This window comes from Cupriavidus necator N-1, assembly GCF_000219215.1.
Taxonomy (GTDB): domain Bacteria; phylum Pseudomonadota; class Gammaproteobacteria; order Burkholderiales; family Burkholderiaceae; genus Cupriavidus; species Cupriavidus necator.
This window is the reverse complement of record NC_015723.1, coordinates 814,146-840,201: the sequence shown is the minus strand read 5'-3', so window position 1 is coordinate 840,201 and position 26,056 is coordinate 814,146. Positions and strand designations below refer to the sequence as shown.

The following is a 26,056-nucleotide window of genomic DNA, read 5'->3' as shown; positions in this document are numbered from 1 at the left end:
CCGGTGCGCAATACTGCCGCGACCGGGGCGGCATTTGACAAATAAAAACAAGCTGCAGCACAGACTGAAACGGCATCGAACCGGAGCTTGCGCATGCCCGCAGCAAGACGTGCCATCCCCATCCAGCCGCTGCCCGCGAGCGAAGAGTGGCATATCGCCGGCATCGTCGTGCATGCCATTCCCGACAGCCTGGCGCAGGTGCGCGCCGCGATCGAAGCCATTACCGGCGCCGAAGTCCACGCTGCCAGCGATGCCGGCAAGCTCGTGGTCACCATCGAAGCGCCCACCTCGCGCGCCATTGCCGCGCACTTGACGTACCTGCACCAGCTCGAGGGCGTGCTGTCGGCCGCGCTCGTCTACCAGCACAACGAAGACGCCGAGGCAATGCACGAAGCGATGGACCCGGCAATGAACGAGGAGGCAGGCACATGACCATCTCTCGTCGTGATTTCATCAAGCAGACCGCTGTCGCCGCGACCGCATCGGTCGCCGGCGTGACGCTGCCGGCCGGGGCCGCCAACTTTGTCACTGACAGCGACATGACCAAGCTGAAGTGGTCCAAGGCGCCCTGCCGCTTCTGCGGCACCGGCTGCGGCGTGACCGTGGCGGTCAAGGACAACAAGGTAGTGGCCACGCAGGGCGATCCGCTGGCCGAGGTCAACAAGGGTCTGAACTGCGTCAAGGGCTATTTCCTGTCGAAGATCATGTACGGGCAGGACCGGCTGACCAAGCCGCTCTTGCGCATGAAGAACGGCAAGTACGACAAGAACGGCGAATTCGCCCCGGTCACGTGGGAGCGCGCCTTCGACGAGATGGAACGCCAGTTCAAGCGCGTGCTGAAGGAAAAAGGGCCGACCGCGGTGGGGATGTTCGGTTCCGGCCAGTGGACGGTGTGGGAAGGCTATGCCGCGTCCAAGCTCTACAAGGCGGGCTTCCGCTCCAACAATATCGACCCAAACGCGCGCCACTGCATGGCATCGGCAGTGCAGGGCTTCATGCGTACCTTCGGCATGGACGAGCCGATGGGCTGCTACGACGATTTCGAGGCCGCCGATGCCTTCGTGCTGTGGGGCTCGAACATGGCCGAGATGCACCCGATCCTGTGGACCCGCATCACCGACCGGCGCCTGAGCTACCCCAAGACGCGCGTGGCGGTGCTGTCCACCTTCACGCACCGTTCCTTCGACCTGGCCGACATCCCGGTCATCTTCAAGCCGCAGACGGACCTGGCGATGATGAACTACATCGCCCACTACATCATCAAGAACAACAAGGTCAACAAGGACTTCGTCAACAAGCATACGGTCTTCAAGGAAGGCGTGACCGACATCGGCTATGGCCTGCGCCCGGAACATCCGCTGCAGAAGGCGGCCAAGAACGCTGCCGATCCCGGTGCCTCGCGCCCGATCACCTTCGATGACTTCGCACGCTTCGTGGCCAAGTACGACGCCGACTACGTCAGCAAGCTGTCGGGCGTGCCCAAGGCCAAGCTGGACCAGCTGGCAGAACTGTATGCCGACCCCAACGTCAAGGTGATGTCGCTGTGGACCATGGGCTTCAACCAGCATACGCGCGGCAGCTGGGCCAACAACATGGTCTACAACCTGCACCTGCTGACCGGCAAGATCGCCACGCCGGGCAACAGCCCGTTCTCGCTGACGGGGCAGCCGTCGGCGTGCGGCACTGCGCGCGAGGTTGGCACCTTCTCGCACCGGCTGCCGGCCGACATGGTGGTAACCAACCCCAAGCACCGCGAAGAGGCCGAGCGCATCTGGAAGCTGCCGGCTGGCACCATCCCCGAAAAGCCGGGCTACCACGCCGTGCTGCAGAACCGCATGCTCAAGGACGGCAAGCTCAATGCCTACTGGGTGCAGGTCAACAACAATATGCAGGCCGCCGCCAACCTGATGGAAGAAGGCCTGCCGGGCTACCGCAACCCGCAGAACTTCGTGGTGGTGTCCGATGCCTATCCCACCGTGACCGCGCTGGCCGCCGACCTGATCCTGCCCAGCGCGATGTGGGTGGAAAAGGAAGGCGCCTACGGCAATGCCGAGCGCCGCACGCAGTTCTGGCACCAGCTGGTCGATGCGCCGGGCGACGCGCGCTCTGACCTGTGGCAGCTGATGGAATTCTCCAAGCGCTTCAAGGTCGAGGACGTCTGGCCCGCCGAGCTGATCGCGAAGAAGCCGGAGTACCGCGGCAAGACCCTGTTCGACGTGCTCTACCGCAATGGCCAGGTCGACAAGTTCCCGCTCAAGGAAGTCAACGCCGAGTACCACAACGCCGAGGCCAAGGCCTTCGGCTTCTATGTGCAGAAAGGCCTGTTTGAAGAGTACGCCAGCTTCGGCCGCGGCCACGGCCACGACCTGGCCCCGTTCGACGCCTACCATGAGGCGCGCGGGCTGCGCTGGCCGGTGGTCAACGGCAAGGAGACCCGCTGGCGCTACCGCGAGGGCAGCGACCCTTACGTCAAGGCCGGCACCGGCTACCAGTTCTACGGCAACCCCGACGGCAAGGCGGTGATCTTCGCCCTGCCCTACGAGCCGGCAGCCGAATCGCCCGACAAGGAATACCCGTTCTGGCTGGCCACCGGCCGTGTGCTGGAGCACTGGCATTCCGGCTCGATGACGCGGCGCGTGCCGGAGCTGTACCGCGCCTTCCCCAACGCGGTGGTGTTCATGCATCCGGAAGACGCCAAGGCAATGGGTCTGCGCCGCGGCGTTGAGGTGGAAGTGGTGTCGCGGCGCGGGCGCATGCGCTCGCGCGTGGAGACCCGCGGGCGTGACGCGCCGCCGCGCGGGCTGGTGTTCGTGCCGTGGTTCGATGCCAGCCAGCTGATCAACAAGGTGACGCTGGACGCCACCTGCCCAATCTCGCTGCAGACGGACTTCAAGAAGTGCGCGGTCAAGATCGTCAAGGTCTAGCCCGGAATCGAACAGGGAGACGCCATGAAACCAAGCCGATCCTGGAAGCCCCTGCTGGCCCTGTGTGCGCTGCTGCTGGCCGTGCTGGCAATGCCGGCGCACGCCCAGGGCCTGGTCGACGCGATGCGCGGGCCCACACCCATCGCCAGCGAGACCAAGGCACCCATCATGTACCCGACCGAGAACAAGGACATCCGCCGCACCCGCAACTACACCATGCAGCCGCCGACGATCCCGCACAAGATCGACGGCTACCAGGTCGACAAGGACTTCAACCGCTGCATGTTCTGCCACGCCCGCACGCGCACCGAGGAAACCCAGGCGATCCCAGTCAGCATCACGCACTACATGGACCGCGACAACAACGTGCTGGCCGACGTCTCGCCGCGCCGTTACTTCTGCACGCAATGCCATGTGCCGCAGGCCGACGCCAAGCCGCTGGTGGGCAACACCTTCGTTGACGTCGAGCAGATGCTCAAGCGCAAGCCCGGCGTCAAGGGCTCATCCAACTAGCGGATGCGCGCCATGCTCGACCTGATCAAGCGTTACTGGCGAACCATCAACCGGCCCAGCGCGTATTTCAGCCTGGGCTTCCTGACGCTCGGCGGCTTTGTCGCCGGCGTGGTGTTCTGGGGCGCGTTCAACACCGCGCTGGAGCTGACCAATACCGAGCAGTTCTGCACCGGCTGCCACGAGATGCGCGACAACGTCTACCAGGAGCTGCAGGGCACCATCCACTTCACCAACCGCAGCGGCGTGCGCGCCAAATGCTCGGACTGCCACGTGCCGCACAACTGGACCACCAAGATGGCGCGCAAGATGCAGGCGTCCAAGGAGGTCTGGGCCAAGATCTTCGGTACCGTCGACACCCGCGAAAAGTTCCAGGCACACCGGCTCACGCTGGCGCAGCACGAGTGGGCGCGCTTCAAGGCCAATGATTCACTGGAATGCCGCAACTGCCACGACTACCAGTCGATGGACTTCACGCGGCAGAGCCCGCGCGCGCAGGCCATGCATTCCACCCACCTGGCCAACAAGGAGAAGACCTGCATCGACTGCCACAAGGGCATCGCGCACCATCTTCCCGACATCTCCAAGGCCGAGGAGAAATGACGCGTGCCAGTCCGCTCGCCCGCGCCGCCATCCGAGCTTCCGCCTGAATCCCCACGTTGCGCCGCCCCCGTGCTGAGCGCGAGCGGGCTGGCCATCTCGCGCGCCGGACGCCCGGTGTTGCGCGGCATCGACCTCGACCTCGCCCCCGGCGGCCTGCTGCAGGTACTCGGCCCCAACGGCAGCGGCAAGACCAGTCTGCTGCGCGTGCTGTGCGGGCTGGCCATGGCCGATGCCGGCACGCTGCACTGGCGCGGCCGCCCGGTGCGCGCCGCCGACCCTGACTATCAGCTGGCGCTGGCGTATGTCGGCCACACCAATGGCATCGACCCTGACCTGAGCCCGGCGGAAAACCTGCGCTTTGCCGCGCGCCTCGCCGGATCGGACGACAGTGCCGATGGCGTCGCGCGCGCCCTCGCCGCGCAAGGGCTGGAGCGGCTCGCAAACGCGCCGGTGCGCACGCTCTCGCAAGGGCAGCGGCGGCGCGTCGCACTGGCGCGCCTGTCGCTGGCGCAGCGCGCCTTGTGGCTGCTGGATGAACCAGTGACCGCGCTGGATGCCGATGCCTGCGCGCGCTTCGATGCGCAGCTCGGCACGCACCTCGCCGCCGGCGGCATGGCCGTGATCGCCACGCACCAGCTGCTGCCCGCGGGCGGCGCGGTGCTGCAACTGGGGGCGCCGGCATGATGCGCATGCTCGCCGCCATCGTCGCGCACGATGTCTCGCTGTCCTGGCGGCGGCGCGGCAGCCTGCTCGGCGGCGTGGTGTTCTTTGTCATCGCCGCCAGCCTGTTCCCGCTGGCAATCGGCCCCGAGCCGCAGCAGCTGCGCGCGCTGGCTCCCGGCATCCTGTGGGTGACGGCACTGCTGGCGTCGATGCTGTCGCTGTCGCGGCTGTTCGCGCAGGAGCATGCCGACGGCAGCCTGGACCAGCTGCTGCTGTCGCCGCATCCGCTGGCGCTGCTGGTGCTGGCCAAGATCGCCGCGCACTGGCTCACCAGCGGCCTGCCGCTGCTGTTGCTGACACCGCTGCTGGCACAGCAGTATGGGCTGCCCCTGGGCGCATCGCTGCTGCTGGCGGCGTCGCTGCTGGTGGGCACGCCGGCGCTGAGCCTGATCGGCGCGGTCGGCGCGGCGCTGACGCTGGGCGTGCGCGGCGGCGCGGTGCTGCTGTGCATCCTGGTGCTCCCGCTGTGCGTGCCGGTGCTGGTGTTCGGCGCCAGCGCCGCGGCCGCTGCCGATGCCGGGCTTGACGTGATGCCGCAGTTCTCGCTGCTGGGCGCCTGCCTGGCGCTGTCGCTGTTCCTGTGCCCGCTGGCCACCGCCGCCGGGCTGCGCATTGCCATGGAGACGCCGGCATGAGCCAGCCGCTGCCATCCGTCCACCCCGCTGCCGCGCCGCGGCCCCCGGTCCGCGGCGGCTGGCTGGCCTATGCCGCGCCGGTGCGCTTCTATCCGCTGGCCGGGCGCATGGCCTCATGGTTCTTTGCCGCGGCGGCGCTGTTCGCGCTGGCGGGACTGTGGCTCGGCTTTGGCGTGGCCCCCACCGATGCGCAGCAGGGCGAGGTCTACCGCATCATTTTCATCCACGTGCCGGCGGCGTGGATGTCGATGTTCATCTACCTGGTCATGGCCGGCTACTGCGCGCTGGCACTGGTGCTGCGCACGCGGCTGTCGTCGATGATGGCCTCGGCGCTGGCGCCCACCGGCGCGCTCTTCACCGCGCTGGCGCTGTGGACCGGTGCGCTGTGGGGGCAGCCCACCTGGGGCACCTGGTGGGTCTGGGATGCGCGGCTCACCTCCGAGCTGATCCTGCTGTTCCTGTACCTCGGCTTTATCGCGCTGGAAGCGGCCATCGACGAGCCGCGCCGGGCCGAGCGCGCCTGCGCGGTGCTGGCGCTGGTGGGGGTGGTCAATATCCCGGTGATCTATTTCTCGGTGCAGTGGTGGAACACGCTGCACCAGGGCGCATCGGTCAGCCTGACCGCGGCGCCGTCGATGGCGGCCACCATGCTGGCTGGCATGCTGCTGATGACGATGGCGTGCTGGATGTACACGGTGGCGGTGGCGCTGGTGCGCGTGCGCTGCATCCTGCGCGAGCGCGGCGAGGTGCCGCACGGCCCTGCCATGGTTCCCGGAGAGACCTCATGACGCTGTCCTCGCTGCTGCCCTACGGGCATCACGGCATCTTCATCGCCGGCGCCTTCGGCGTGAGCGCGCTGCTGCTGGCGCTGGAGCTGGTGCTGCTGGCCCGCCGCTGCCGTGCCACGCGCCAGGAAGCCGGCCAATGACGCCGCGCCAGCGCCGCTTCGGGCTGCTGGCCGCGGCGCTGGCCTGCTGCGGCATCGCGGCGGCGCTGGTGCTCAATGCCTTCCGCTCCAACCTGGTGTTCTTCTTCAGTCCCAGCCAGGTCGCCGCGCAGGAGGCGCCGGTGGCACGCAGCTTCCGGCTGGGCGGGCTGGTGGCGCCCGGCTCGATCCGGCGCGAGGGCGACGGCATGACGGTGCGCTTCGTCGTCACCGACACGGCGCGCCAGGTGCCGGTGCGCTACCGCGGCCTGCTGCCCGACCTGTTCCGCGAAGGCAAGGGCGTGGTCGCGCGCGGCCAGCTGCAGGCGGACGGCACCTTCATCGCCAGCGAGGTGCTGGCCAAGCACGATGAAAACTACATGCCGCCTGAAGCCGCCGACGCGCTCAAGCAGGCCGCGCAGGTGAACCGCCGCATGGCCGAAGCCGCGCCGGCACAGGGAGTACGCCAGTGATCGCGGAACTCGGCCATTTCGCGCTGATCGTGGCGCTGCTGGTCGCGCTGGTGCAGGCCGTGGTGCCGCTGGCCGGGGCCGCGCGCGGCCAGCTGGCGTGGATGGCGCTGGCGCGCCCCGCCGCGCGCGTGCAGTGCCTGCTGGTGGCGCTGTCCTTCGCCGCACTGACCTGGTCCTTCGTCAGCAACGACTTCAGCGTGCGCTATGTCGCCGCCAACGCCAACAGTGCGCTGCCGCTGGCGTACCGCATCGCCGCGGTCTGGGGCGGGCACGAGGGCTCGATGCTGCTGTGGACGCTGATGCTGGGCCTGTGGTCGCTGGCGGTGTCCGCGTGCAGCCGGCAGCTGCCGCTGGCCGCTGTGGCCCGCGTGCTGGCCGTGATGGGCGCGATCAGCGCCGGCTTCCTGGCGTTCCTGCTGTTCGCCTCCAACCCCTTCGTGCGGCTGCTGCCGCCCGCAATGGAAGGCCGCGACCTCAACCCGTTACTGCAGGACCCGGGCATGGTGTTCCACCCGCCCCTGCTCTACATGGGCTACGTGGGCTTCTCGGTGACCTTTGCCTTTGCCGTGGCGGCGCTGCTGGCCGGGCGCGTCGATGCGGCCTGGGCACGCTGGTCGCGGCCGTGGACCACGGTGGCGTGGGCCTTCCTGACGCTGGGAATCATGCTGGGCAGCGCCTGGGCCTACTACGAGCTGGGCTGGGGCGGCTGGTGGTTCTGGGACCCGGTCGAGAACGCCTCGTTCATGCCGTGGCTGGCCGGCACCGCGCTGATGCATTCGCTGGCGGTCACCGAGAAGCGCGGCGCCTTGCGCGCCTGGACCGTGCTGCTCGCCATCTTCACCTTCTCGCTGAGCCTGCTGGGCACCTTCCTGGTCCGTTCCGGCGTGCTGACCTCCGTCCACGCCTTCGCCGTGGACCCGAAGCGCGGCATCTTCATCCTGGCGCTGCTGGGGCTGGTTACCGGGCTGGCCCTGGCACTGTATGCGTGGCGCGCGCCGCGACTGGCGCGGCGCGTGGCGTTCGCGGCGGTCTCGCGCGAGTCGATGCTGCTGGCCAACAACGTGCTGCTGGCGGTGGCCGCCGCCACGGTGCTGCTGGGCACGCTCTACCCGCTGCTGGTCGATGTGCTGGGGCTGGGCAAGATCTCGGTCGGCCCGGCCTACTTCGAGCAGGTCTTCGTGCCCTTGATGGCCCCCGCCGGTGCGTTGATGGGCGCCGCGCCGCTGGCGCGCTGGCGCCACGGCAGCCTGCCCGACATGGCGCGCCGCCTGCGCTGGGGCGCCGTGGCCAGCGCGGCCATCGGGCTGGGGCTGCTGCTGGTGCTGCGCAATGCCTCGGCGCTGAGCGGGCTGGGGTTGCTGCTGGCGGCCTGGTGCGTGCTGAGCGCCGTGACCAGCCTGGCGGCGCGGCTGCGCCAACAACAGGGGCGCCGCCTGGCCGCGCTGCGCCAGTTCACACCCAGCTACTGGGGCATGCTGCTCGCCCACGCCGGCGTGGGCGTCTTCATCGCCGGCGTGACGCTGGTATCCGGCCAGGAAAGCCTGCGCGAACTGCCGATGCGCGCCGGCGAGAGCGTCAGCGTGGGCGGCTATGACTTCCGCTTTGCCGGCGTGACCCAGGGCGGCGGGCCCAACTACGACGCGCTGCGCGGCACGCTGGTGGCCGCGCGCGATGGCAAGCGAGTAGCACTGCTCCACCCCGAGCGCCGCATCTACCGCAGCCAGGACATGCCCACCACCGAGGCCGCGATCGACAGCGGCGTGGCGCGCGACCTCTACGTGGCGCTGGGCGAGAACGTCGATGGCAGCGCCTGGGCCGTGCGCATCCACGTCAAGCCCTTTGTCGACTGGATCTGGGCCGGCTGCGTGCTGATGGCGCTGGGCGGGCTGCTGGCCGTCTGCGACAAGCGTTACCGGCTTCGCCGCCGTGCCGCCAATCCTGCCACCGCGCCAGCCGCGCCGGATGTGCCCGCAGTGCCGGCATTGGCCTCCGCCCATGAGGAGACGCCCGCATGACGCGCTTCCTGCTGCCGCTGGCCGCCTTCCTCGCCCTTGCGGTCGCGCTGGCCGCCGGGCTGCGCCACGACCCGCGCGAACTGCCCTCGCCGCTGGTCGGCAAGGCCGCGCCGGCGTTCCGCCTGCCGCTGCTCGAACCCGAAGGCCGCACGCTGGCCAGCGCCGACATGCGCGGCAAGGTCTGGCTGCTGAATGTGTGGGCGTCGTGGTGCGCGGCCTGCCGCACCGAGCATCCGCTGCTGGTGGATTTTGCCGCGCGCTCGCCGGTGCCGCTGTATGGCCTCAACTACAAGGACGAGACCGGCGCCGCGCGCGACTGGCTGCAGCGGCTGGGCAACCCCTATGCGGCTTCGCTGGTCGATGCCGACGGCCGCGTCGGCATCGACTACGGCGTCTACGGCGTGCCCGAGACCTTTGTCATCGACCAGCACGGCGTGGTGCGCTACCGCCAGGTGGGCCCGGTCACGCGCGAGGTGCTGGAGCGCAAGCTGATCCCGCTGATCGAGCAGCTGGAACGGCAGGGAGGCAGCCATGCGTAGCCGGATCCGCACGATGCTTGCCGTGTGGCTTTGCTGCGTTTCGCTGCAGGCGACGGCGCTGACGGAAGCGGAACTCGATGCCCGCGTGCACGCGCTGTCCAACGAGTTGCGCTGCCTGGTCTGCCAGAACCAGACCCTGGCCGACTCCAACGCCGACCTTGCCGTCGACCTGCGACGCCAGATCCGCGCGCAGTTGCGCGGCGGCGCCAGCGACGAGGCGGTGAAGGACTACCTAGTGCAGCGCTATGGCGACTTCGTGCTGTACAAGCCGCCGCTGCGGCCGCTGACGTGGCTGCTGTGGTTCGGTCCGCTGTTGCTGGTGGCCGGCGTGGCGGCCGCGATCGTGCGTGCGCGCTCGCGCAATCGCCAGGCGGATGCGACGCTGGACGCCAGCGCGCAGCGCCAGCTTGCGGACTTGCTGGACGAATCGGCCACAACATCCGTGGAGCACCGCCAGCCATGACCACCTTCTGGCTGCTCGCCGCCGCCCTGATCGCCGCCACCACGGCCTGCCTGCTGTGGCCGCTGCTGCGCCGCCGGGCGGTGCCAGACCCGGGCACGCCGGAACGCAACTTGCTGGTTGACCTGTACCACGACCAGTTGCGCGAGCTGGACACCGACCTGCGCGGCGGCACCCTCACCGCGGCGCGCCACGCCGAAGCCCGCGACGAACTCGGCCGCCGGCTGCTCGATGACGCCGCCGGCGCCGCCACCGGCACGGGACGGGCCGGCACCTCGCCGCTGCTCGCCGCGCTGCTGCTCGCAGTACTGCCCAGCGCCGCCATCCTGCTCTACCTGCACCTTGGCAACCCGGTCGCGCTCTGGCGCGCCGACGACCTGCCCGAAAGCACCGGCAACCAGCACCAGCTGAGCGGCGCGCAGGTCGAGGGCATGGTGAACCAGCTCGCGCAGCGCCTGCGCGAGTCGCCCGGCGACGCGCAGGGCTGGGCCATGTTGGCGCGCTCATACAGCGTGATGGAACGCCATGCCGACGCCGCCGCGGCCTACGCGCGGGCTGTTGAATTGGCGCCGGACGTGGCCGCGCTGCGCTCCGACTACGCCGATGTGCTGGCCAGCCTGAACGGCGGCTCGCTGGAAGGCCCGCCCATGGCGCAAGTGCGCCAGGCCCTGGCGCTGGACCCGGACGACCCCAAAGCGCTGGCGCTTGCGGCCAGCGCCGCGGCCGAACGCGGCGATAAACAGGCGGCGATCGGATATTGGGAGCACCTGTACCGGCTGCTGCCCGCGGATTCGCAGACAGCGGCGCGCATCGCCGCCAACCTTGCGGCCGCGCGCGGCACGGCTGCCGCGGCGCAAACCCCGAAGATCACCGGCATGGTCACGCTCAGCGAAAAGGCCGGGCGTACGCCGCAACCGGGCGACACGCTCTTTGTCTACGCGTTGCCCGCTGACGGCTCACGCATGCCGCTGGCAGTACTGCGCCGGCAGGCGCGCGATTTGCCGCTGTCGTTCACGCTGGAGGATGCGATGGCGATGCGGCCCGATCACCGGCTGTCCGGACAGCAACAGGTCATGCTTGAAGCGCGGATCTCGGCCAGCGGCAGCGCCTTGCCGAAGGCCGGGGACCTGGTGGGGCGCACCGGACCGGTGGCAGTCGGCACCGAGGGCATCCGCATCGCTATCGACGGCACGATCGCGCCATAGTGGCTCAGGCGGGCAGCGTCACCTTCAGGTTGGCCAGCATGTCCGCCACCATCTCCTTCAAGCCGTACTCGGCCTTCCAGCCCCAGTCCGCGCGCGCGACCGAATCGTCGATCGAATCCGGCCAGCCCTGCGCAATCGCCTGGCGATAGTCGGGTTCATAGCGGATCTGGAAGCCCGGCACCTGCTCGCGGATGGCCGCTGCAATCTGCGCGGGCGTGAAGCTCATCCCGGCAATGTTGTAGCTGCCGCGCTCGCCGAGCTTGTCCGCTGGCGCTTCCATCAGTTCGATGGTGGCGCGGATGGCATCGGGCATGTACATCATCGGCAGGGCCTCGTCTTCCTTCAGGAAGCAGGTGTAGGGCTCGCCCTTCACCGCCGCATGGAAGATGTCGACCGCATAGTCGGTGGTGCCGCCGCCGGGCGGGGTCTTGTGAGAGATCAGGCCCGGATAGCGCACGCTGCGTACATCCACGCCGTGGTTGGCGTGATACCAGCGGCACCAGCCCTCGCCCGCCTGCTTGGAGATGCCGTAGACGGTGGTGGGCTCCATCACGGTCTTCTGCGGTGTCTGTCCGGCAGGCGTGGTCGGGCCAAAGGCTGCAATCGAGCTTGGCCAGAACACCCGCTCCAGCCCGGTCTGCCGTGCCAGCTCCAGCACGTTGAGCAGGCTGGTCATATTGAGGTTCCAGGCCCACTGCGGCGCCTTTTCGCCGGTGGCGGATAGCGCGGCGGCCAGCAGGTAGACCTGTGTGATGCCATGGCGCTCGACCACGGTGGCCAGCTCGCCCCGGTCGGTCGCGTTGAGCATCTCGTGCGTCAGGTGCACGTGCCGGCCGGTGGGCACCACGTCGGAGGTGATCACGTTGGTGCGCCCGTAGCGCTCGGCCAGCGCCAGTGCCAGTTCAGACCCGATCTGGCCGTTGGCGCCGACGATCAGGATCTTCGGTTTGCCATCTTCCATCAGATCAGCCCCAGTTCGCGGCCAGCCTGGCCAAAGGCTTCCAGCGCCTCTTGCAGCGCGGCTTCGTCATGCAGCGCGCTCATCTGCACGCGGATGCGCGCCTGCCCCTTGGGCACCACCGGGTAGAAGAAGCCGACCACGTACACGCCCAGCTCCAGCAGGCGCTGCGCGAGTTGCTGCGCCTTGTCGGCGTCGTAGACCATGATCGGGATGATGGGGTGGTCGCCCGCCTTGACGTCGAATCCCAGCTGGTCCAGTCCCGCGCGGAAGAACCTGGTATTGCCCTCCAGCCGGTCACGCAGCTCGGTACTGGCTTCCAGGATATCGAGCACCGCGATCGACGCGCCCACGATGGCCGGCGCCACCGTGTTGGAGAACAGATAGGGCCGCGAGCGCTGGCGCAGCAGCGCCACCACTTCCTTGCGCGCGCTGGTGAAGCCGCCCGAGGCGCCGCCCAGCGCCTTGCCCAGCGTGCCGGTGATGATGTCGATCTTGCCGAACACGCCGCGCGCCTCATGCGTGCCGCGCCCGCGCTGGCCCATGAAACCGGTGGCATGGCATTCGTCGATGCCCAGCAGCGCGTCGTACTCATCGCAGATCGTGCGCATCTGGTCCAGCCGCGCCACGGTGCCGTCCATCGAGAACACGCCGTCGGAAAACACCAGCGTGTAGCGCGCACCGTCGGCCCGCGCCTGCTCCAGCTGCACGCGCAGGTCGTCCATGTCGTTGTGCTGGTAGCGGTAGCGGCGTGCCTTGGACAGGCGGATGCCGTCGATGATCGAGGCATGGTTGAGCGCATCGCTGATGACCGCGTCTTCCGCGCCCAGCAGCGTTTCGAACAAACCGCCATTGGCATCGAAGGCCGAGCCATAGAGGATGGTGTCCTCAGTGCCGAGGAAGGCCGACAGCCGCGCCTCCAGCGTCTTATGCAGGTCCTGCGTGCCGCAGATAAAGCGCACCGAGCTCAGCCCGAAGCCATGCGTGCGCAGCGCCTCGTGCGCGGCCTCGATCACCTGCGGGTGCGACGACAAGCCAAGGTAGTTATTGGCGCACAGGTTGATGACCTCGCGGCCGTCGGTGGTGCGCACCCGCGCACCCTGCGGCGTGGCGATCACGCGCTCATTCTTGAACAGCCCCGCCGCGCGGATGCTTTCGAGTTCGGTACGGATGGATGCATAGAATGCCTCGGCATTCGACATGGCTTGGCTCCCGTTGGTGTGCGAGGGATATGCTAGGATTCGATCGATAAATCGAACGCGTTCTCTATATCGAACGTTTTGCGCAATATAACGAACATTCCCCCATGACGCAAGCCCTTGCCCAAATGCCGCAGGCCGACGGGCCGCCCGCCGTCGGCATGGCGCTGCAGGCGCTGCGCCAGCAGCAGCGCCTGTCGCTCGATGAACTGTCGCGCCGTGCCGGCGTATCCAAGTCGATGCTGTCGCAGATCGAACGCAACCTGGCCAACCCCACCGTGGCGGTGCTGTGGCGCCTGGCCAATGCGCTTGGCGTCAGCCTGACGGATTTCCTGGCCGGCGGCGCGGCAGAGCGGCCGGGCGGCGGCATCACCGTGATCCAGCCACATGCCACGCCATCGCTGAAAAGCCCCGATACCCGCTGCGACCTGCGCATCCTGGGCCCGATCGACCTGGCCGGCCGCTTCGAGTGGTATGAGCTGACCATCCAGGCCGGCGGCGTGCTGGCCTCCGAGCCGCACGAAGCCGGCACCCAGGAACACCTGTCGGTGCTGAGCGGATCGATGACGGTGCGCGCGGGCGTCGATGAGAAGAAGCTGAGGCACGGCGAGACCGCGCGCTATGCGGCCGATGTCGCACATGCGATCTCCAATGGCGGCAAGACCACTGCCACCGCACTACTGGTTGTAGTGCATCCGGGCTGACGCGGGCAAGGGTTGCGACAGCCCGGCGGGCGGGTTCAGCGGGCGCCGAACCATCGTTTGACCCGCTCCCACAGCACGCCGAAGAACATCGCCACCGGATTGAGGCGTACCGCCTGGTTGCGTTCGGCATCGCTCAGCGTCGGGTCCATCCGGCGCGCCACCGACTTGCCGAAATCGGCAATCATGCGCCGCACGAAATCCCGCACCAGCCCCGACCGCGAGAACTGCGCCAGCGGCCCTTGCAGCGAATACTGCAGGTCGACCGCGACTTCGGTCTCGTGCGCGGAGAGCGCCTTCAGCTGGTAGGCGATGTCGCCGGCGGCCTTGGAGTTGCTGAGCGAATCCTGGCCTGCGCCCTTCAGCACGCCACGCTTGAGCGCGTCGTCGCGCTGCAGGCGCGCGGCGCCGTCGAACCTGGCGGACATCGGGCCGAACTTGATGGCGATATGACCCTTGACCTTCTCCCCCGCAATTTCAGTGAGCACCGCGCCCGGCAGGCAGCCCGCGACGGCTGGCAGGTCGGCCATGAAGGCCCAAACCGAGTCGAGCGCGTAGGGGACGGTGAAGCTGCCTTCGATGCGCGACCAGCCCTTGCGGTCGGCTGACCGTTCCGCCTCGGCGCCGGTGCCGGCGGCCAGGTGCGGCAGCGTGCCGAGCGCTTCGTCGGCAACGGCAAAACCGGTGAACGGCGCTTCGGCCGGCGCCGCGCCCGCGACGTGCCGCGCAATCACGCCGGCTGCGTCGCGGCGTGCGTCCAGTACCGAGCGGATGGCGGCGACGATTCCCATATAGCCGGTGCAGCGGCACAGGTTTCCCGACAACTCGTGACGGATGGTGGCGTCGTCCGCATCGGGCAGGCGCAGCACGATGTCGCGTGCGGTCGCCAGCATACCCGGCGTGCAGAAGCCGCATTGCAGGGCATGATGCTGGTTGAACGCCGCGCGCAGGTCGGCCATCACGGCATCGTCCTGGTAGCCTTCGACGGTGACAATGTCAGCGCCCTGGCAGGCAGCCGCGAAGGTGATGCACGACCGCACCGGCTTGTCGTCGAGCAGCACGGTGCAGGCGCCGCACACGCCGTGTTCGCAGCCGAGGTGGGTGCCGGTCAGGCTGTGCGTGTCGCGCAGGAAGTCGCCCAGGTGCGTCCGGTCCGCGCACGCGCCAGAAACCCGGCGGCCGTTGACATTGAATTCGATGGTCTGCACGGGCGCTCCTCAGTTCAGCATTTGCGTGACGCAGCGCATCACGACGGTACGGTAAAGCTTGCGGTCGATGGCGTCCTTGCCCGGCGCGGCCTGCGCCACCGCTTCGTCCACGGCACTGGCCGTGAGCGCCGCGGCGCCTTGCGCGGCGACCGCGCGCTGAGTCCGGGCAGCACCACCGGTGGCCCGTCCAGCGCGCCGAGCACGATGCGTGCAAAGCGGCGGCTGGCATCGAAGTACGCGGCGCAGCTGGCTTCGGCGAACTCGCCGGTCTTGCGGCACAGCTTCTGGTAGCCCCAGCGGCTGTGCGCGGTGGCATGCGGCACGCGCACGGCGGCGATCAGCTCGCCGTCGGCCAGCACCGTGGTGTAGGCGCCGATCATGAAGGCTTCCATGGGCACATCGCGCGTGCCGATGCCGGATGCAATCTCGATGCGCGCACCCAGCGCGGTCATCACCACCACCCAGTCCGCGGCCGGGTCCGCATGGGCCAGGCTGCCGCCCACGGTGCCGCGGTTGCGGATCGCGCGGTAGGCAATGCCGCCCGCCACGTCCTGCAGCATGGTGCCCTGCAGCGGCGCGAACACGCCGTCCTCGATCTGCGCATGGGTCACGCAGGCGCCGATGCGGATGTCATCGGGGGTGGACGCGACTTGCCGCAGTTCGGCCAGCCCCGACACATCGACCACCGTGTCGGGACGGGTCAGCCGCAGGTTCAGCATCGGGCCGAGCGACTGGCCTCCGCCCATGGTCTTGGCCACATCTATGCCCGCGCCAAGGCGGGCCAGCGCCTCCGGCAGCGAGCCGGGCGCATGATAGGAAAAAGCGACGGCTTTCATGGGTCAGGCTGCCTTCTTGCTTTGTGCGCCGGCCACTGCCGCATCCAGCGCTTCAAGGATCTTTCTCGGGGTCAGCGGCGTTTCCTGCAGTTCGACACCGAAGTCGCGCAAGGCGTCGTTCACCGCGTTGAAGATCGCCGCCGGCGGTGCGATGGCGCCGCCCTCGCCCATCCCCTTGGCGCCGAATTCCGTGTGCGGCGACGGCGTCTCGAAATGATGGATGCGGATCGATGGAATCTCGGTCGGCCCGGGCAGCATGTAGTCCGCCAGCGTGGAGGCCAGCGGCTGCCCGTTGCCGTCATAGCGCATCTCTTCGAACATCGCTGTGCCGATACCCTGCGCCACACCACCGTAGGTCTGGCCCTCGACCACCATCGGATTGATCATGGTGCCGCAGTCTTCCACCACCACATAGTCCAGGATCTCGACATGGCCAGAATCGATGTCGACTTCCACCGCGACCGCATGCGTGGCGTAGGTGAAGCTGCCGGTATCGACCGCGGGCTTGAAGCCCATAGTGACCTCCAGCCCTTGCGCATCCACGTCGTGCGGCAACAGGTGGGGATTGATGTACCAGGCGTCGGCAATGCGGCCGATATCGATGACGGTGGCATCGCCTGCACGAACCGCGCCGGCTTCGAGCGTTACCGCCTCCACCGGCTGCCCCAGCATATGCGCGCCAATCTTCTGCAGCCGCGGCAGCAGCGCCTTGCATGCCCGCGACACCGCGCCGCCCGACATCACCAGCGAGCGCGAGGCATAGGTGCCGGTCGAGAACGGCGTGAGCCCGGTATCGCCGTGCACCAGCTTGATCCGTCCGATGTCGATGCCCAGGATCTCGTGGGCAATCTGCGCGAACGTGGTCTCCATGCCCTGCCCGTGCGAATGCACGCCGACCCGCACTTCGAGCCCGCCATCCGGCGTGATGCGCACCGTGGCCGAGTCGAAGCCGGGGATCACCGGCGTGCCCCAGGCCGCGAACACGGATGTGCCGTGGGCCGACTGCTCGGTGTAGGTGCCAAAGCCCACGCCGACATAGCGGCTGCCCTGCGGACCCGCCTGCTGCCGCGCGCGGATCGCGGGCAGGTCGATCATCTCCATCGCCTGGCGCACGCTGGCCGGGTAGTCGCCGCCGTCGAAGTGCTTGTTGGTCACGTTGACGTAAGGCATGGCCTGCGGCGGCACCAGGTTTTCGCAGCGCACTTCCCACGGCTCGCGCCCCACCTCGCGCGCGATCGCGTCCATCATCAGTTCCATGGCGAAGCAGACGCCGGTCCGGGCCACGCCGCGATACGGCACGAAACCTGGCTTGTTGGTGGCCACGCAAGTAGTTTCGCAGCGGTACCCGTCAAAGGCATAAGGGCCGGGCAGGTTGCCGATCGCCTGTCCCGGCTCCAGCCCGACGGTGAATGGCCAGACCGAATAGGCACCGCCATCGATGGCGATCTTCGCGTCCAGCGCCAGCAGCCGGCCGCGTTGGTCGGCATAGGCGGTAAGCTCGTAGTGATGCTCACGCGAGTTGGCCCCGGCGGTCAGGTGCTCGCGCCGGTCCTCGACAAAACGGAACGGCCGCTTGTAGGTCAGCGCCAGCCAGGCGATACAGAGCTCTTCCTGCTGCAGCACGCACTTGTAGCCGAAGGCGCCGCCCACGTCCGGCGAGATCACGCGCACGCGCGCCTGGTCCAGGTCCAGGCAATGGCTCAGGATGGTCCGGATCATATGCGGCACCTGAGTGGCGCTGTACACCACCAGCTGGTCGAACTGGTGGTCCCAGTAGGCCAGCACCGCCTTGCCTTCCATCGGCACCATGCACTGGCGCGCCAGGTTGACCTTGCGGTGGACGACGACGGAGGCCTCGCGCTGGCGCGCCTCGAAGTTCTTGTCGATATTCAGCGTCAGGAAGGTGTTGTCGCGCCAGTGTTCGTGCACGCGCACCTCGCCGGCGAGCTGGCGGGCCTGCGCGACGTCGGTCAGCGCGGGCAGCTCGTCGAACTCGGCCACCACCTGCTCGGCGATGTCCTCGGCTTCGGCGCGCGTCGGGGCAAAGGCCATGGCAACGGGCTCGCCGACAAAGCGCACCTTGCCGCTGGCCAGCGGCGCCTGCGCCGACGGCTGGTAGGACGGGAACGCCGAATCCGCGACGATGTCGCGCGCCGCCGCCATGTCCTCGCGCACGATCACCGCTTGCGCGTGGCGCGCGGGCTTGCTCACGGACAACAGCCTGGCATGCGCCACGGGGCTGCGCAGGAAGGCCACCTCCTGCAGGTCCGGCATGGCAATGTCCGCGACAAAGCGCCCCTTGCCATGCAGGTGCCTGGCGTCTTCCTTTCGCGCCACCCGGGCTCCCACGCCCTGGCCGCGTCCTTCTTCCGAATGATCCGGTTCCATCGACGATGTCATTGTCTTATCCGTCCCGATGATTCATGCAAGCGCTCATTCGCGCACCCCGATAGCAGCCAGCCCCTCTGCGCGCGAGGCCACCGTCGCATACTTCTGCCCCATGTCGAACAGGTTGGCCTCATGCGGGCCGAGCGCCCTGTCGCCGACGCAATCCGACAGCACCAGCGGCCGGAAGCCGTACTGCATGGCGTCCACCACGCTGGCGCGCACGCAGCCGCTGGTCACGGCGCCGGCCACCACCAGCGTGCGCACGCCGCGCTGCGTCAGCCACGCGGCCAGCGACGTACCGAAGAATGCCGACGGCACGGTCTTGCGCACCACCAGCTCGCCCGCCCGTGGTGCCAGTTCTTCGACGATGGCACTGTTGCGCTCGCGCTCCTTCAGCGACAGCATGTTCGGCACCTTCATGGCGAAGATGTTGTGGTCCGACCCATCGTCCGCAAAGACGATGCGGCTGTGCGCGATCGCCCAGCCTTCGCGCCGTGCCACGGCCAGCAGCGGCACGGTGTTGGCGATGGCCTCGCGGATATTGCCGCCGCCGAACACCTCCGGATCGGCAAAGCCGTTGACGAAATCGACCACCAGCAGCCCGAACGGGCCCGCCAGTTCCAGGTCGTTGCCGAAGCCCTGGCGCTGGTACGCGCCGATCTCCTTGTGCATGGCTACTTCTCCTCCGGGTAGCGGAACCCGTCCGTGACCTTGCCGCGGGTCACCACATCCACGCCGTCCAGGCGGACGGTGCAGTTGCGCACGGGAATATCGATATGGCAAGCCGTGGTGCGGCTGCCGCCGGCTTCGTTATTGGGGCCGAGCGAGAACAGGAAGTTGCCCTCGAAGGCGCGCGCGTCCATGCCGATGGTGGCCTCGCGATCGTACAGCCCCAGCGTGGACCAGTGGGCGCGCGGCTGCAGCCCCCAGCCGATATGCGAGATGGCATAGGCCTGCGGGTCGTTGAAGGAGGCCATGTACTCGCTCAGCAACTCGGCGTGCAGGCCGCCTTCGATGCGCGTGGCAAAGCCGCCCTCCACCGTCAGCATGACCGGCTCGGTGACGTAGGTCTTCTGCGGCAGCAGGATGTCGCCGCGCGCCAGCACGATGGTACCGTTGGCCGCGCCCTCGTTGGGCCAGGTCAGCGCGAAGCCGCTGGGCCAGTGGTCCCAGCGCCCGGGCTCGTCGACAAAGCCATACTCGCTGATGGCCGGGAACTCGCCCAGCGGGCAGCGCAGGTCGGTGCCGGCCGGCGACACCACATGCATTTCCTTTGCGCGGGCCAGCCGCTCGGAGGCGGCCTTGACGCGCTCGCGGTCGGCCTCGCAAGGCACCAGGCGCGCCAGCACCTCGGGCGGCTCGACGGCCAGCAGGATTTTGGTGCCGCCCTTCAGGATGTCGTGCTGCTCGGGGGAGAACAGCAGCGTCATCAGGTCCAGCACCAGGTCGCTTTCCCTGAGCGCGGCAATCGCGGCTCGGTTGCCCGTGAGCGGGGTCGTTCCCAGGTAGGCCAGCGCGTCGCGGCTCAGCGCCTTCTCGCCGTTGACGGGCGGCAGGTCGAGCCGGTTGACGATGGCACCCATCGCCTGCGTGGCGATCAGCGCGGTGGAAAGGGTCTGCGGGTGGGTCGCGGCGCTGGTCAGGATGGTGACGGTCTGCCCCGGCTCCAGCCGGGACAGCTTCAGCACCTTGCGCCAGGCCTCGATCATCTGGTGGTCACTTACCGGCATGTCCGCTCCTTGCTGGTCATTGCGTCAGCGGCGCGCCGAGGAAGTCCCCCAGCGCCGCGTAAAAGCCCGCTTCGTCATCCCACGGGATCATGTGGCCGGCACCAGCAACGTGGCTGACCAGCACCCCCGGCAGCAGCGTGCGGATCTCCGCCACGTCCTCGGCGCGCACCACGTCGCCGCGCCCGGCAGTCACCAGCAGCGCCGGCACCGTGATCCTGGGCATGTCGGCATGGATGTCGTCGCGATGGAAATCCTCGAAGCTGCGCATCACGGCGTCTTCGTTGCAGGTATGCAGCCATTCGGCGCGCAGGCGCAACTGCTCGTCGGTCCAGGTCGGGCAGAAGCAGCGCATGCCTTCCACGTCGGTGCCCTGGCGCGACAGGCGGATGGAATCCACATACCACGGCAGTTGCGCGGGATACGCGCGGCGCCCGGGCCCCGACACCGGCGGATCGACCAGCACCAGTCTGGCCAGGCCGCCAGGCCGGCCCGCCGCGGCGCGCACGCCGATGCGCGCGCCCATCGAATGGCCAACCACGCTGTAGCGGCGCAGGCCGAGCGCCTCGGCAAAGGCCACCACGTCGCGGGCCTGGGCGTCGAGGCTGTAGTCCAGCCCGGCCTCAGCCGACGACAGGCCGCGCCCGCGCACGTCCAGCACATAGGTATCGAAGCTGGCGCCAAAGCGCTCGCCGACGAAGCCCCAGGTGATTGCCGGGCTGGTGATGCCCGGCACGATGATCACGGGATCGCGCGCGGCACGCGCACCGTCGTTGCCGCCATAGCGCAGGTAGTGCTGGCGAATGCCGTTGGCATGGACATGGCCGCCATAAAGGAAGGTGGTCATGGCATGCCCTCAGTAGGCGCCCGACAGCAGCGCGCCGGCGCCCGGCACGACCGGCTCCAGGTCCAGCGCCTTGAGCATGGCGTAGGTGGTGGCGATGGCCGCGGTGATGACCGGCTTGCCCGTCATCGCCTCCACCTTTGCCACGGCCGGCAGCGACGGCATCTGCACGCAGGCCGACAGCACGATGGCATCGACATCCGCCAGGTTCATCTGCGACACGATGCCGGGCAGCCGCGCCGGATCGTGGCGGCCGACCTCCAGGTTGTCCGGGATTTCCAGCGCACGGTAGTCCACCACCTCATAGCCTTCGTTGCGGATGTAGTCCACCACCAGCTCGGTCAGCGGCTTCATGTATGGCGCCACCACGGCGATGCGGCGCGCGCCGATCACGCGCAGCGCATCCACCAGCGCACCGGCGCTGGTGATGACCGGCGCGTCGCCGCCATTCTCGATGGTGTGGGCCTTCAGGCGCTGCTCCGACTTGCGGTGATAGCCGTGGCCCATGGCCATGATGGCGACCAGGCAGGCGTAGCCGAGCACGTCGACGCGGGCGTCGCTGAGCTCCACCGCGCAGCGGTCGGATTCGGCATCCATGGCGGCCAGCTCTTCCTTGACCACCTTCTTCATGCGCATGCGGCTGGAGTGGAAGGTAAAGCGCTCCGGACGGAGCTGCTGGCGCGCCAGCAGCATGGCGGGAATCTCGGTTTCCATGGTCGTGTTCGAGCTGGGAACGATCTGGCCGATGCGAAAGACTTTTTGCATGAGGGTCCTCGGGTTGTACGGTTACAGCTTGAGCAGGCGTTGCGCGTTGCCGTGGCAGACCAGCGCGCGCGTGGTGTCGTCGAGCGGCGCGTCCTCGATGAACTTCGCCGCGACTTCGGTGGATTCGTAGGGATAGTCGACCGAGAACATCACGGCCTCCGCGCCGAGCTCGGCAATGGCACCGGCCAGCGCACCGTGCGAGCACACCCCCGAGGTGGTGATGACGATATTGGTGCCGATATATTCCGAAGGCGCGCGCGCCAGCCGGACCCCGTGCGAATAGACCGCAAAGCGGCTGTCGAAGCGCCAGCGCTGGTACGGCAAGCCCTCGCCCATATGGCCGAGGATGATCTTCAGGCGCGGGAAGCGGTCGAACACGCCGCCGAACAGCAGCCGCAGCGCATGCGATGCGGTCTCGACGCCCCAGCCCCACGCCGCGCCGGTCAGCTCGGGGTGGCCCGCCAGGACCTGCGGCTGAACCAGCGCATCGGTCGGGTGCAGGTACATGGGCACGTCCAGCGCCTGCATGCGTTCCCAGAAAGCATCGTATGCAGGGTCGTCGTAGTAGCGCCCGTGGGTATGGCCGTTCACCAGCGAGCCCTTGAAGCCAAGCTCGCGCACGGCGCGTTCCAGCTCGCGCGCGGCCTGCTCCGGGTCGTGCATGGGCAGCGCGGCAAAGCCGGCAAAGCGCGTGGGGTGGCGCGCGATCTGCGCGGCCAGGAAGTCATTGCTCTCGCGTGCCCGCGCCACGGCAAGGCCGGAGTCGGACTCGCCCTGCACGCCCGGACCAGTCTGCGACAGCACCGTGATGTCGATGCCGGCGCGGTCCATCTCGGCGAGGCGGTCCTCGTCGAAATCGGCCAGGCGGCGGCCCAGTTCGGCAAAAACTGCTGGATCGATATGCTGCGTGAACGCCTTGGAATAGGCCTGGAAACCCGGCGTCATGAAATGCTCTTCGAGGGCGATCTTCTTCACTTTGGTCATGCTGGTGGGGCTCCTGATTGGTGAAATCGCTTCGCTGCGGGCGCGTCCCGCACGGCATGCGGCGTGCGCCGATGCAATTGATCAGTACACTGATTAGTTTCGGATTCTAGTCAGCGAAATTCCAAAAGTCTAGAAGCGGCGCGGAGGGTTAACACCTATAACGATGGCCATACACCCTCAGTACACTGAGCGCAGATGCTCAGTATGCTGACGATATTAAAAGACCATTTAAATAGGCGATTTCGGGCATTCCGGCACATTGTGGACTGGCCCACATTTTGCTCAGCATACTGCGTTTCTCATCAGCATACTGACTGATGCACCGGAAGGATGCGGCGCTGCACTGCGCGAGGGACCGACAGGCCCTGGCCAGCGGCGCCGGCACCGCCGGGACGAGCAGACATATAGAGACAATAGCTACACCAAAGGACCCCCGCCATGACGATCAGCCTGACTCGCAGCGAGACACGCGCCCCCGCCTCCCGCATGACAGCCGAGGAGCGCAAGGTCATCCTTGCCTCTTCCTTCGGCGCCCTGATGGAGTGGTACGACTTCTACATCTACGCCGCACTGGCGGTGTACTTCGGCGCACTGTTCTTCCCCAAGGGCAATGAGACTGCCGCTTTCCTGGCCAGCCTGGCTACCTTCGGCGCAGGCTTCCTGATACGGCCGGTGGGCGCGCTGCTGTTCGGCCGCCTGGGCGACCTGATCGGGCGCAAGTACACCTTCCTGGTCACCATCCTGCTGATGGGTGTTGCCACCGTCGGCGTTGGCGTGCTGCCCACGTATGAGCAGATCGGCATCACCGCCACCGTGCTGCTGGTGTTGCTGCGGCTGCTGCAAGGCCTGGCGCTGGGCGGCGAGGTCGGCGGCGCGGTCACCTACGTGGCCGAGCACTCCCCCGTGCACAAGCGCGGGCTGTACACCAGTTCGCTGCAGACCACGGCAACGCTGGGCCTGCTGTCCTCGTTGCTGGTCGTCTACCTGCTCAAGACCTTCCTGACCGAGGCCGAATTCCGTGAGTGGGGCTGGCGCATTCCCTTTATCGTGTCGCTGGTGATGCTGGTGATCTCGGTCTACATCCGCGGCAAGCTGCATGAATCGCCGGTCTTTGCCCGGATGAAGGCCGCCAACACCACCTCTAGGGCGCCGATCCGCGAGAGTTTCACCAACTGGAAGAACCTCAGGTCCGTGCTGCTGCTGTTCGTGGTGGCGGCGGGCCTGGGCGCCATCTTCGGCACCGGCCACTTCTACTCGATGTTCTTCCTCAACAAGACGCTGCACGTGCCGCTCGAAACGGTCCACAAGCTGATCGGGATCGCGCTGGTGGTGGCCACGCCCTGCTACCTGCTGTTCGGCTGGCTGTCCGACCGCATCGGCCGCAAGTACATCATGATGGCCGCCTGCCTGCTGGCGGCGGTGTGCATCCAGCCGGTGTTCAAGGGCCTGACGCACTATGCCAATCCGGCACTCGAGCAATTCCAGCAGCAAGGCGCCGTGCAGGTGACGGCCGGCGACTGCAAGGCGCGCCTGTTCGGCGAGCCGGTATCCGCCTGCGACAAGATCCGCGGCTACCTGACCGACCTGGGCGTGGGCTACACCTTCGTGCCGGCCAGCAATCCGGCGCAGGCGGAAGTGCGCATTGCGGATCGCACGCTGCAGGGCTTTGACCGCGACGCCATCAAGGGCGCGCTGGTGGCGGCCGGCTGGCCGGAGCGCGCCGATCTCTCGAAGATCAACACGCCGATGGTATTCGTGCTGCTGCTGGTCCCGATCCTGTTCCTGGCCATGGTGTATGGGCCGATGGCGGCCTTCATGGTGGAACTGTTCCCGGCCCGGGTGCGCTACACCTCGCTGTCCCTGCCCTTCCACCTCGGCGCGGGCTGGGTCGGCGGCATGCTGTCCTTCGTGGTCACGGCCATGAACGTGGCCAGCGGCGACGTCTACTTCGGCCTGTGGTACCCGGTGATCATCGCCGGCCTGGCCTTCGTCATCGGCATGCTGTTCGTGCCGGAGACGCGCGGCCGCGACCTGGCCACCTGAGCGGCACTACGGGTGAAGCTGAAGGGCGGATCTCTCCGCCCTTTTTCACAGCCAACTATTCAGCATACTGAGTTTATCCGCGCTACTGCGGCGCAGCGATGGCGCCGCGGTCTGCCGACGCAGCCATCGCAACCATTCGAATCTTTCGCGTAGACAACCTGGAGCCCCTGATGACCACCTCTCGCATCCTCCGCACCCTCGCTGCGTCCTCCGCCCTGCTGGGCCTGGCCGCCGCCACGCCCGCACTGGCCGACACCAATGGCGTGAAGATCGGCGTCATCACCGATATGTCCGGCTCCTATGCCGACCTCTCCGGCAAGGGCTCCGTGCTTGCCGCGCAGATGGCCGTGGAAGAGTTCGGCGGCAAGGCCCTCGGCAAACCGGTGACGGTGCTTTCCGCCGATCACCAGAACAAGGCCGATATCGCGTCGTCGTTGGCGCGCCGCTGGTTCGATACCGATGGCGTCGACATGGTGATCGACTTCCCCAACTCTTCGACCGCGCTGGCGGTGCAGGAGGTGGCGCGGCAGAAGCAGAAGATCGACATCGTCTCGACCGGTGGCGCCATGGCGCTGACCAACCAGAACTGCTCGCCCACCGGCTTTCACTGGGCCTGGGACACGTATTCGGTGTCTTACCCGCTGGTGCGCCGCATGATCGAACAGGGCCGCAACAGCTGGTACTACATCACCGTGGACTACGCCTTCGGCCAGTCGCTGGAAGCAGATTTCCGCAAGGCCGTGGACGCCGGCGGCGGCAAGAACGTGGGCGCTACCCGGCATCCGCTCAACGCCAGCGATTTCAGCAGCCCGGTGGTGGCCGCCTCTGCTTCCAAGGCCAAGGTGGTGGTGCTGGCCAACGCCGGCAACGACATGATCAACGGCGTCAAGGCAGCCGGCGAATTCGGCCTGATCAAGGCCGGCCAGACCGTGATCACGCCCTCCACCTTCATCACCGATCTCAAGAGCCTGGGCCTGAACGCCGCGCAGGGGCTGACCTATGTCGACCCGTTCAAGCTCGACCTGGATGGCAAGTCGAAGGACTTCGTCGAGCGCTACTACAAGCGCCACAAGGCCTATCCCACGCATGGCCAGATCGGCGTCTACTCCGGCGTGCTGCATTACCTGAAGGCGGTGGAGGCAGCGAAGACCGTGGAAGGCCCGGCCGTGGCGGAGAAGATGCGCGCGCTGCCCGTCAACGATGCCTTCGTGCGCAACGGCAAGGTGCGTGTCGACGGCCGCATGGTGCATGACATGTACCTGGCCCAGGCCAAGACCCCGGCCGAGTCCAAGGGCCCGTGGGACCTGGTCAGGTATATCGGCACGATCCCCGGCGACGAGGCCTTCCGACCGCTGTCGGCCAGCGAATGCCCCCTGGTAAAGAAGTGAGCG

At 67.9% G+C, this 26,056-nt stretch carries 25 protein-coding genes and 1 pseudogene; 16 read left to right on the top strand and 10 right to left on the bottom strand.

Going from position 1 to position 26,056, the window contains the following annotated elements; translation table 11 throughout:
- Positions 1–93: 93 nt before the first annotated feature.
- From CNE_RS21920 to ccmI, 13 genes are read left to right on the top strand one after another with little or no spacing between them, the layout of a single operon-like run.
- Complete coding sequence (locus tag CNE_RS21920; protein ID WP_013952464.1) at positions 94–432, top strand: chaperone NapD; 339 nt, start codon at positions 94–96, stop codon at positions 430–432.
- Complete coding sequence (gene napA, locus CNE_RS21915) at positions 429–2,924, top strand: periplasmic nitrate reductase subunit alpha (protein WP_013952463.1); 2,496 nt, start codon at positions 429–431, stop codon at positions 2,922–2,924. Before CNE_RS21920 ends, napA begins: the two co-directional genes overlap by 4 nt.
- Before the next feature lie 24 nt (positions 2,925–2,948).
- Positions 2,949–3,437, top strand: a complete 489-nt coding sequence (locus CNE_RS21910; RefSeq protein ID WP_013952462.1) for a nitrate reductase cytochrome c-type subunit — start codon at positions 2,949–2,951, stop codon at positions 3,435–3,437.
- A gap of 12 nt (positions 3,438–3,449) precedes the next feature.
- Positions 3,450–4,037 (top strand): NapC/NirT family cytochrome c, encoded by a 588-nt coding sequence (locus CNE_RS21905; RefSeq protein WP_041228817.1) that lies wholly within the window; start codon positions 3,450–3,452, stop codon positions 4,035–4,037.
- A gap of 3 nt (positions 4,038–4,040) precedes the next feature.
- Positions 4,041–4,721 carry a cytochrome c biogenesis heme-transporting ATPase CcmA gene (gene ccmA / locus CNE_RS21900; RefSeq protein ID WP_013952460.1) on the top strand — a complete coding sequence of 227 codons (681 nt, stop codon included), beginning with the start codon at positions 4,041–4,043 and terminating at the stop codon, positions 4,719–4,721.
- Complete coding sequence (ccmB, locus tag CNE_RS21895) at positions 4,718–5,395, top strand: heme exporter protein CcmB (RefSeq protein WP_013952459.1); 678 nt, start codon at positions 4,718–4,720, stop codon at positions 5,393–5,395. Before ccmA ends, ccmB begins: the two co-directional genes overlap by 4 nt.
- The gene (locus tag CNE_RS21890) at positions 5,392–6,183 is read left to right on the top strand and encodes a heme ABC transporter permease (RefSeq protein WP_013952458.1); all 792 of its coding nucleotides are present in this window, start codon (positions 5,392–5,394) and stop codon (positions 6,181–6,183) included. The genes ccmB and CNE_RS21890 overlap by 4 nt, the downstream gene beginning before the upstream one ends.
- Positions 6,180–6,323 carry a heme exporter protein CcmD gene (gene ccmD / locus CNE_RS38965; RefSeq protein ID WP_013952457.1) on the top strand — a complete coding sequence of 48 codons (144 nt, stop codon included), beginning with the start codon at positions 6,180–6,182 and terminating at the stop codon, positions 6,321–6,323. The genes CNE_RS21890 and ccmD overlap by 4 nt, the downstream gene beginning before the upstream one ends.
- The gene (gene ccmE / locus CNE_RS21885) at positions 6,320–6,793 is read left to right on the top strand and encodes a cytochrome c maturation protein CcmE (RefSeq protein WP_013952456.1); all 474 of its coding nucleotides are present in this window, start codon (positions 6,320–6,322) and stop codon (positions 6,791–6,793) included. The genes ccmD and ccmE overlap by 4 nt, the downstream gene beginning before the upstream one ends.
- On the top strand, positions 6,790–8,808 hold the full coding sequence (locus CNE_RS21880) for a heme lyase CcmF/NrfE family subunit (protein WP_013952455.1): 2,019 nt from the start codon (positions 6,790–6,792) through the stop codon (positions 8,806–8,808). The genes ccmE and CNE_RS21880 overlap by 4 nt, the downstream gene beginning before the upstream one ends.
- Complete coding sequence (locus CNE_RS21875; RefSeq protein ID WP_013952454.1) at positions 8,805–9,347, top strand: DsbE family thiol:disulfide interchange protein; 543 nt, start codon at positions 8,805–8,807, stop codon at positions 9,345–9,347. Before CNE_RS21880 ends, CNE_RS21875 begins: the two co-directional genes overlap by 4 nt.
- Positions 9,340–9,810 carry a cytochrome c-type biogenesis protein gene (locus CNE_RS21870; protein WP_013952453.1) on the top strand — a complete coding sequence of 157 codons (471 nt, stop codon included), beginning with the start codon at positions 9,340–9,342 and terminating at the stop codon, positions 9,808–9,810. Before CNE_RS21875 ends, CNE_RS21870 begins: the two co-directional genes overlap by 8 nt.
- Positions 9,807–11,012, top strand: a complete 1,206-nt coding sequence (ccmI, locus tag CNE_RS21865) for a c-type cytochrome biogenesis protein CcmI (protein WP_013952452.1) — start codon at positions 9,807–9,809, stop codon at positions 11,010–11,012. Before CNE_RS21870 ends, ccmI begins: the two co-directional genes overlap by 4 nt.
- 4 nt (positions 11,013–11,016) lie before the next feature.
- Here the strand turns inward: ccmI and CNE_RS21860 are convergent, their stop codons facing one another.
- Both CNE_RS21860 and kbl read right to left on the bottom strand, forming a co-directional pair.
- On the bottom strand, positions 11,017–11,973 hold the full coding sequence (locus CNE_RS21860) for an L-threonine 3-dehydrogenase (protein ID WP_013952451.1): 957 nt from the start codon (positions 11,971–11,973) through the stop codon (positions 11,017–11,019).
- Positions 11,973–13,172 (bottom strand): glycine C-acetyltransferase, encoded by a 1,200-nt coding sequence (gene kbl / locus CNE_RS21855; protein WP_013952450.1) that lies wholly within the window; start codon positions 13,170–13,172, stop codon positions 11,973–11,975. Before kbl ends, CNE_RS21860 begins: the two co-directional genes overlap by 1 nt.
- A gap of 104 nt (positions 13,173–13,276) precedes the next feature.
- On the opposite strand from kbl, the gene CNE_RS21850 reads away from it, so the two are divergent.
- The gene (locus CNE_RS21850; RefSeq protein WP_013952449.1) at positions 13,277–13,873 is read left to right on the top strand and encodes a helix-turn-helix domain-containing protein; all 597 of its coding nucleotides are present in this window, start codon (positions 13,277–13,279) and stop codon (positions 13,871–13,873) included.
- A 35-nt stretch (positions 13,874–13,908) separates the two neighbouring features.
- On the opposite strand, the gene CNE_RS21845 is transcribed toward CNE_RS21850, so the two are convergent.
- The 8 genes and pseudogenes from CNE_RS21845 to CNE_RS21810 form a co-directional block, all read right to left on the bottom strand.
- The gene (locus CNE_RS21845) at positions 13,909–15,078 is read right to left on the bottom strand and encodes a xanthine dehydrogenase family Fe-S subunit (protein WP_013952448.1); all 1,170 of its coding nucleotides are present in this window, start codon (positions 15,076–15,078) and stop codon (positions 13,909–13,911) included.
- A gap of 9 nt (positions 15,079–15,087) precedes the next feature.
- Positions 15,088–15,914, bottom strand: a pseudogene (locus CNE_RS21840) (FAD binding domain-containing protein).
- A 3-nt stretch (positions 15,915–15,917) separates the two neighbouring features.
- On the bottom strand, positions 15,918–18,314 hold the full coding sequence (locus CNE_RS21835; RefSeq protein ID WP_013952446.1) for a xanthine dehydrogenase family protein molybdopterin-binding subunit: 2,397 nt from the start codon (positions 18,312–18,314) through the stop codon (positions 15,918–15,920).
- A 33-nt stretch (positions 18,315–18,347) separates the two neighbouring features.
- Positions 18,348–18,974, bottom strand: coding sequence for an N-carbamoylsarcosine amidohydrolase (locus CNE_RS21830; RefSeq protein WP_013952445.1), 627 nt, complete (start codon positions 18,972–18,974; stop codon positions 18,348–18,350).
- Between the two features lie 2 nt (positions 18,975–18,976).
- Entirely contained in the window at positions 18,977–20,032 is a 1,056-nt protein-coding gene (locus CNE_RS21825; RefSeq protein ID WP_013952444.1) for a M29 family metallopeptidase, read from the bottom strand.
- Positions 20,033–20,048: 16 nt separating this feature from the next.
- Positions 20,049–20,876 (bottom strand): alpha/beta fold hydrolase, encoded by an 828-nt coding sequence (locus CNE_RS21820; protein WP_013952443.1) that lies wholly within the window; start codon positions 20,874–20,876, stop codon positions 20,049–20,051.
- Positions 20,877–20,885: 9 nt separating this feature from the next.
- On the bottom strand, positions 20,886–21,638 hold the full coding sequence (locus CNE_RS21815) for a maleate cis-trans isomerase family protein (RefSeq protein ID WP_013952442.1): 753 nt from the start codon (positions 21,636–21,638) through the stop codon (positions 20,886–20,888).
- Between the two features lie 21 nt (positions 21,639–21,659).
- Positions 21,660–22,622 (bottom strand): amidohydrolase family protein, encoded by a 963-nt coding sequence (locus CNE_RS21810; protein WP_013952441.1) that lies wholly within the window; start codon positions 22,620–22,622, stop codon positions 21,660–21,662.
- Between the two features lie 438 nt (positions 22,623–23,060).
- Between CNE_RS21810 and CNE_RS21805 the strand changes: the two genes are divergently transcribed.
- The gene (locus tag CNE_RS21805; protein ID WP_013952440.1) at positions 23,061–24,665 is read left to right on the top strand and encodes an MFS transporter; all 1,605 of its coding nucleotides are present in this window, start codon (positions 23,061–23,063) and stop codon (positions 24,663–24,665) included.
- A gap of 170 nt (positions 24,666–24,835) precedes the next feature.
- Entirely contained in the window at positions 24,836–26,053 is a 1,218-nt protein-coding gene (locus tag CNE_RS21800) for an ABC transporter substrate-binding protein (protein ID WP_041228816.1), read from the top strand.
- Positions 26,054–26,056 lie beyond the last annotated feature (3 nt).

What these genes read in the sequence shown, in the direction of transcription:
- CNE_RS21920 (WP_013952464.1), top strand. Translation starts at nt 94, where the DNA reads ATGCCCGCAGCAAGACGTGCCATCCCCATCCAGCCGCTGCCCGCGAGC.
- napA (WP_013952463.1), top strand. Translation starts at nt 429, where the DNA reads ATGACCATCTCTCGTCGTGATTTCATCAAGCAGACCGCTGTCGCCGCG.
- CNE_RS21910 (WP_013952462.1), top strand. Translation starts at nt 2,949, where the DNA reads ATGAAACCAAGCCGATCCTGGAAGCCCCTGCTGGCCCTGTGTGCGCTG.
- CNE_RS21905 (WP_041228817.1), top strand. Translation starts at nt 3,450, where the DNA reads ATGCTCGACCTGATCAAGCGTTACTGGCGAACCATCAACCGGCCCAGC.
- ccmB (WP_013952459.1), top strand. Translation starts at nt 4,718, where the DNA reads ATGATGCGCATGCTCGCCGCCATCGTCGCGCACGATGTCTCGCTGTCC.
- CNE_RS21890 (WP_013952458.1), top strand. Translation starts at nt 5,392, where the DNA reads ATGAGCCAGCCGCTGCCATCCGTCCACCCCGCTGCCGCGCCGCGGCCC.
- ccmD (WP_013952457.1), top strand. Translation starts at nt 6,180, where the DNA reads ATGACGCTGTCCTCGCTGCTGCCCTACGGGCATCACGGCATCTTCATC.
- ccmE (WP_013952456.1), top strand. Translation starts at nt 6,320, where the DNA reads ATGACGCCGCGCCAGCGCCGCTTCGGGCTGCTGGCCGCGGCGCTGGCC.
- CNE_RS21875 (WP_013952454.1), top strand. Translation starts at nt 8,805, where the DNA reads ATGACGCGCTTCCTGCTGCCGCTGGCCGCCTTCCTCGCCCTTGCGGTC.
- CNE_RS21870 (WP_013952453.1), top strand. Translation starts at nt 9,340, where the DNA reads ATGCGTAGCCGGATCCGCACGATGCTTGCCGTGTGGCTTTGCTGCGTT.
- ccmI (WP_013952452.1), top strand. Translation starts at nt 9,807, where the DNA reads ATGACCACCTTCTGGCTGCTCGCCGCCGCCCTGATCGCCGCCACCACG.
- CNE_RS21860 (WP_013952451.1), bottom strand. Translation starts at nt 11,973, where the DNA reads ATGGAAGATGGCAAACCGAAGATCCTGATCGTCGGCGCCAACGGCCAG.
- kbl (WP_013952450.1), bottom strand. Translation starts at nt 13,172, where the DNA reads ATGTCGAATGCCGAGGCATTCTATGCATCCATCCGTACCGAACTCGAA.
- CNE_RS21850 (WP_013952449.1), top strand. Translation starts at nt 13,277, where the DNA reads ATGACGCAAGCCCTTGCCCAAATGCCGCAGGCCGACGGGCCGCCCGCC.
- CNE_RS21835 (WP_013952446.1), bottom strand. Translation starts at nt 18,314, where the DNA reads ATGACATCGTCGATGGAACCGGATCATTCGGAAGAAGGACGCGGCCAG.
- CNE_RS21830 (WP_013952445.1), bottom strand. Translation starts at nt 18,974, where the DNA reads ATGCACAAGGAGATCGGCGCGTACCAGCGCCAGGGCTTCGGCAACGAC.
- CNE_RS21825 (WP_013952444.1), bottom strand. Translation starts at nt 20,032, where the DNA reads ATGCCGGTAAGTGACCACCAGATGATCGAGGCCTGGCGCAAGGTGCTG.
- CNE_RS21820 (WP_013952443.1), bottom strand. Translation starts at nt 20,876, where the DNA reads ATGACCACCTTCCTTTATGGCGGCCATGTCCATGCCAACGGCATTCGC.
- CNE_RS21815 (WP_013952442.1), bottom strand. Translation starts at nt 21,638, where the DNA reads ATGCAAAAAGTCTTTCGCATCGGCCAGATCGTTCCCAGCTCGAACACG.
- CNE_RS21810 (WP_013952441.1), bottom strand. Translation starts at nt 22,622, where the DNA reads ATGACCAAAGTGAAGAAGATCGCCCTCGAAGAGCATTTCATGACGCCG.
- CNE_RS21805 (WP_013952440.1), top strand. Translation starts at nt 23,061, where the DNA reads ATGACGATCAGCCTGACTCGCAGCGAGACACGCGCCCCCGCCTCCCGC.
- CNE_RS21800 (WP_041228816.1), top strand. Translation starts at nt 24,836, where the DNA reads ATGACCACCTCTCGCATCCTCCGCACCCTCGCTGCGTCCTCCGCCCTG.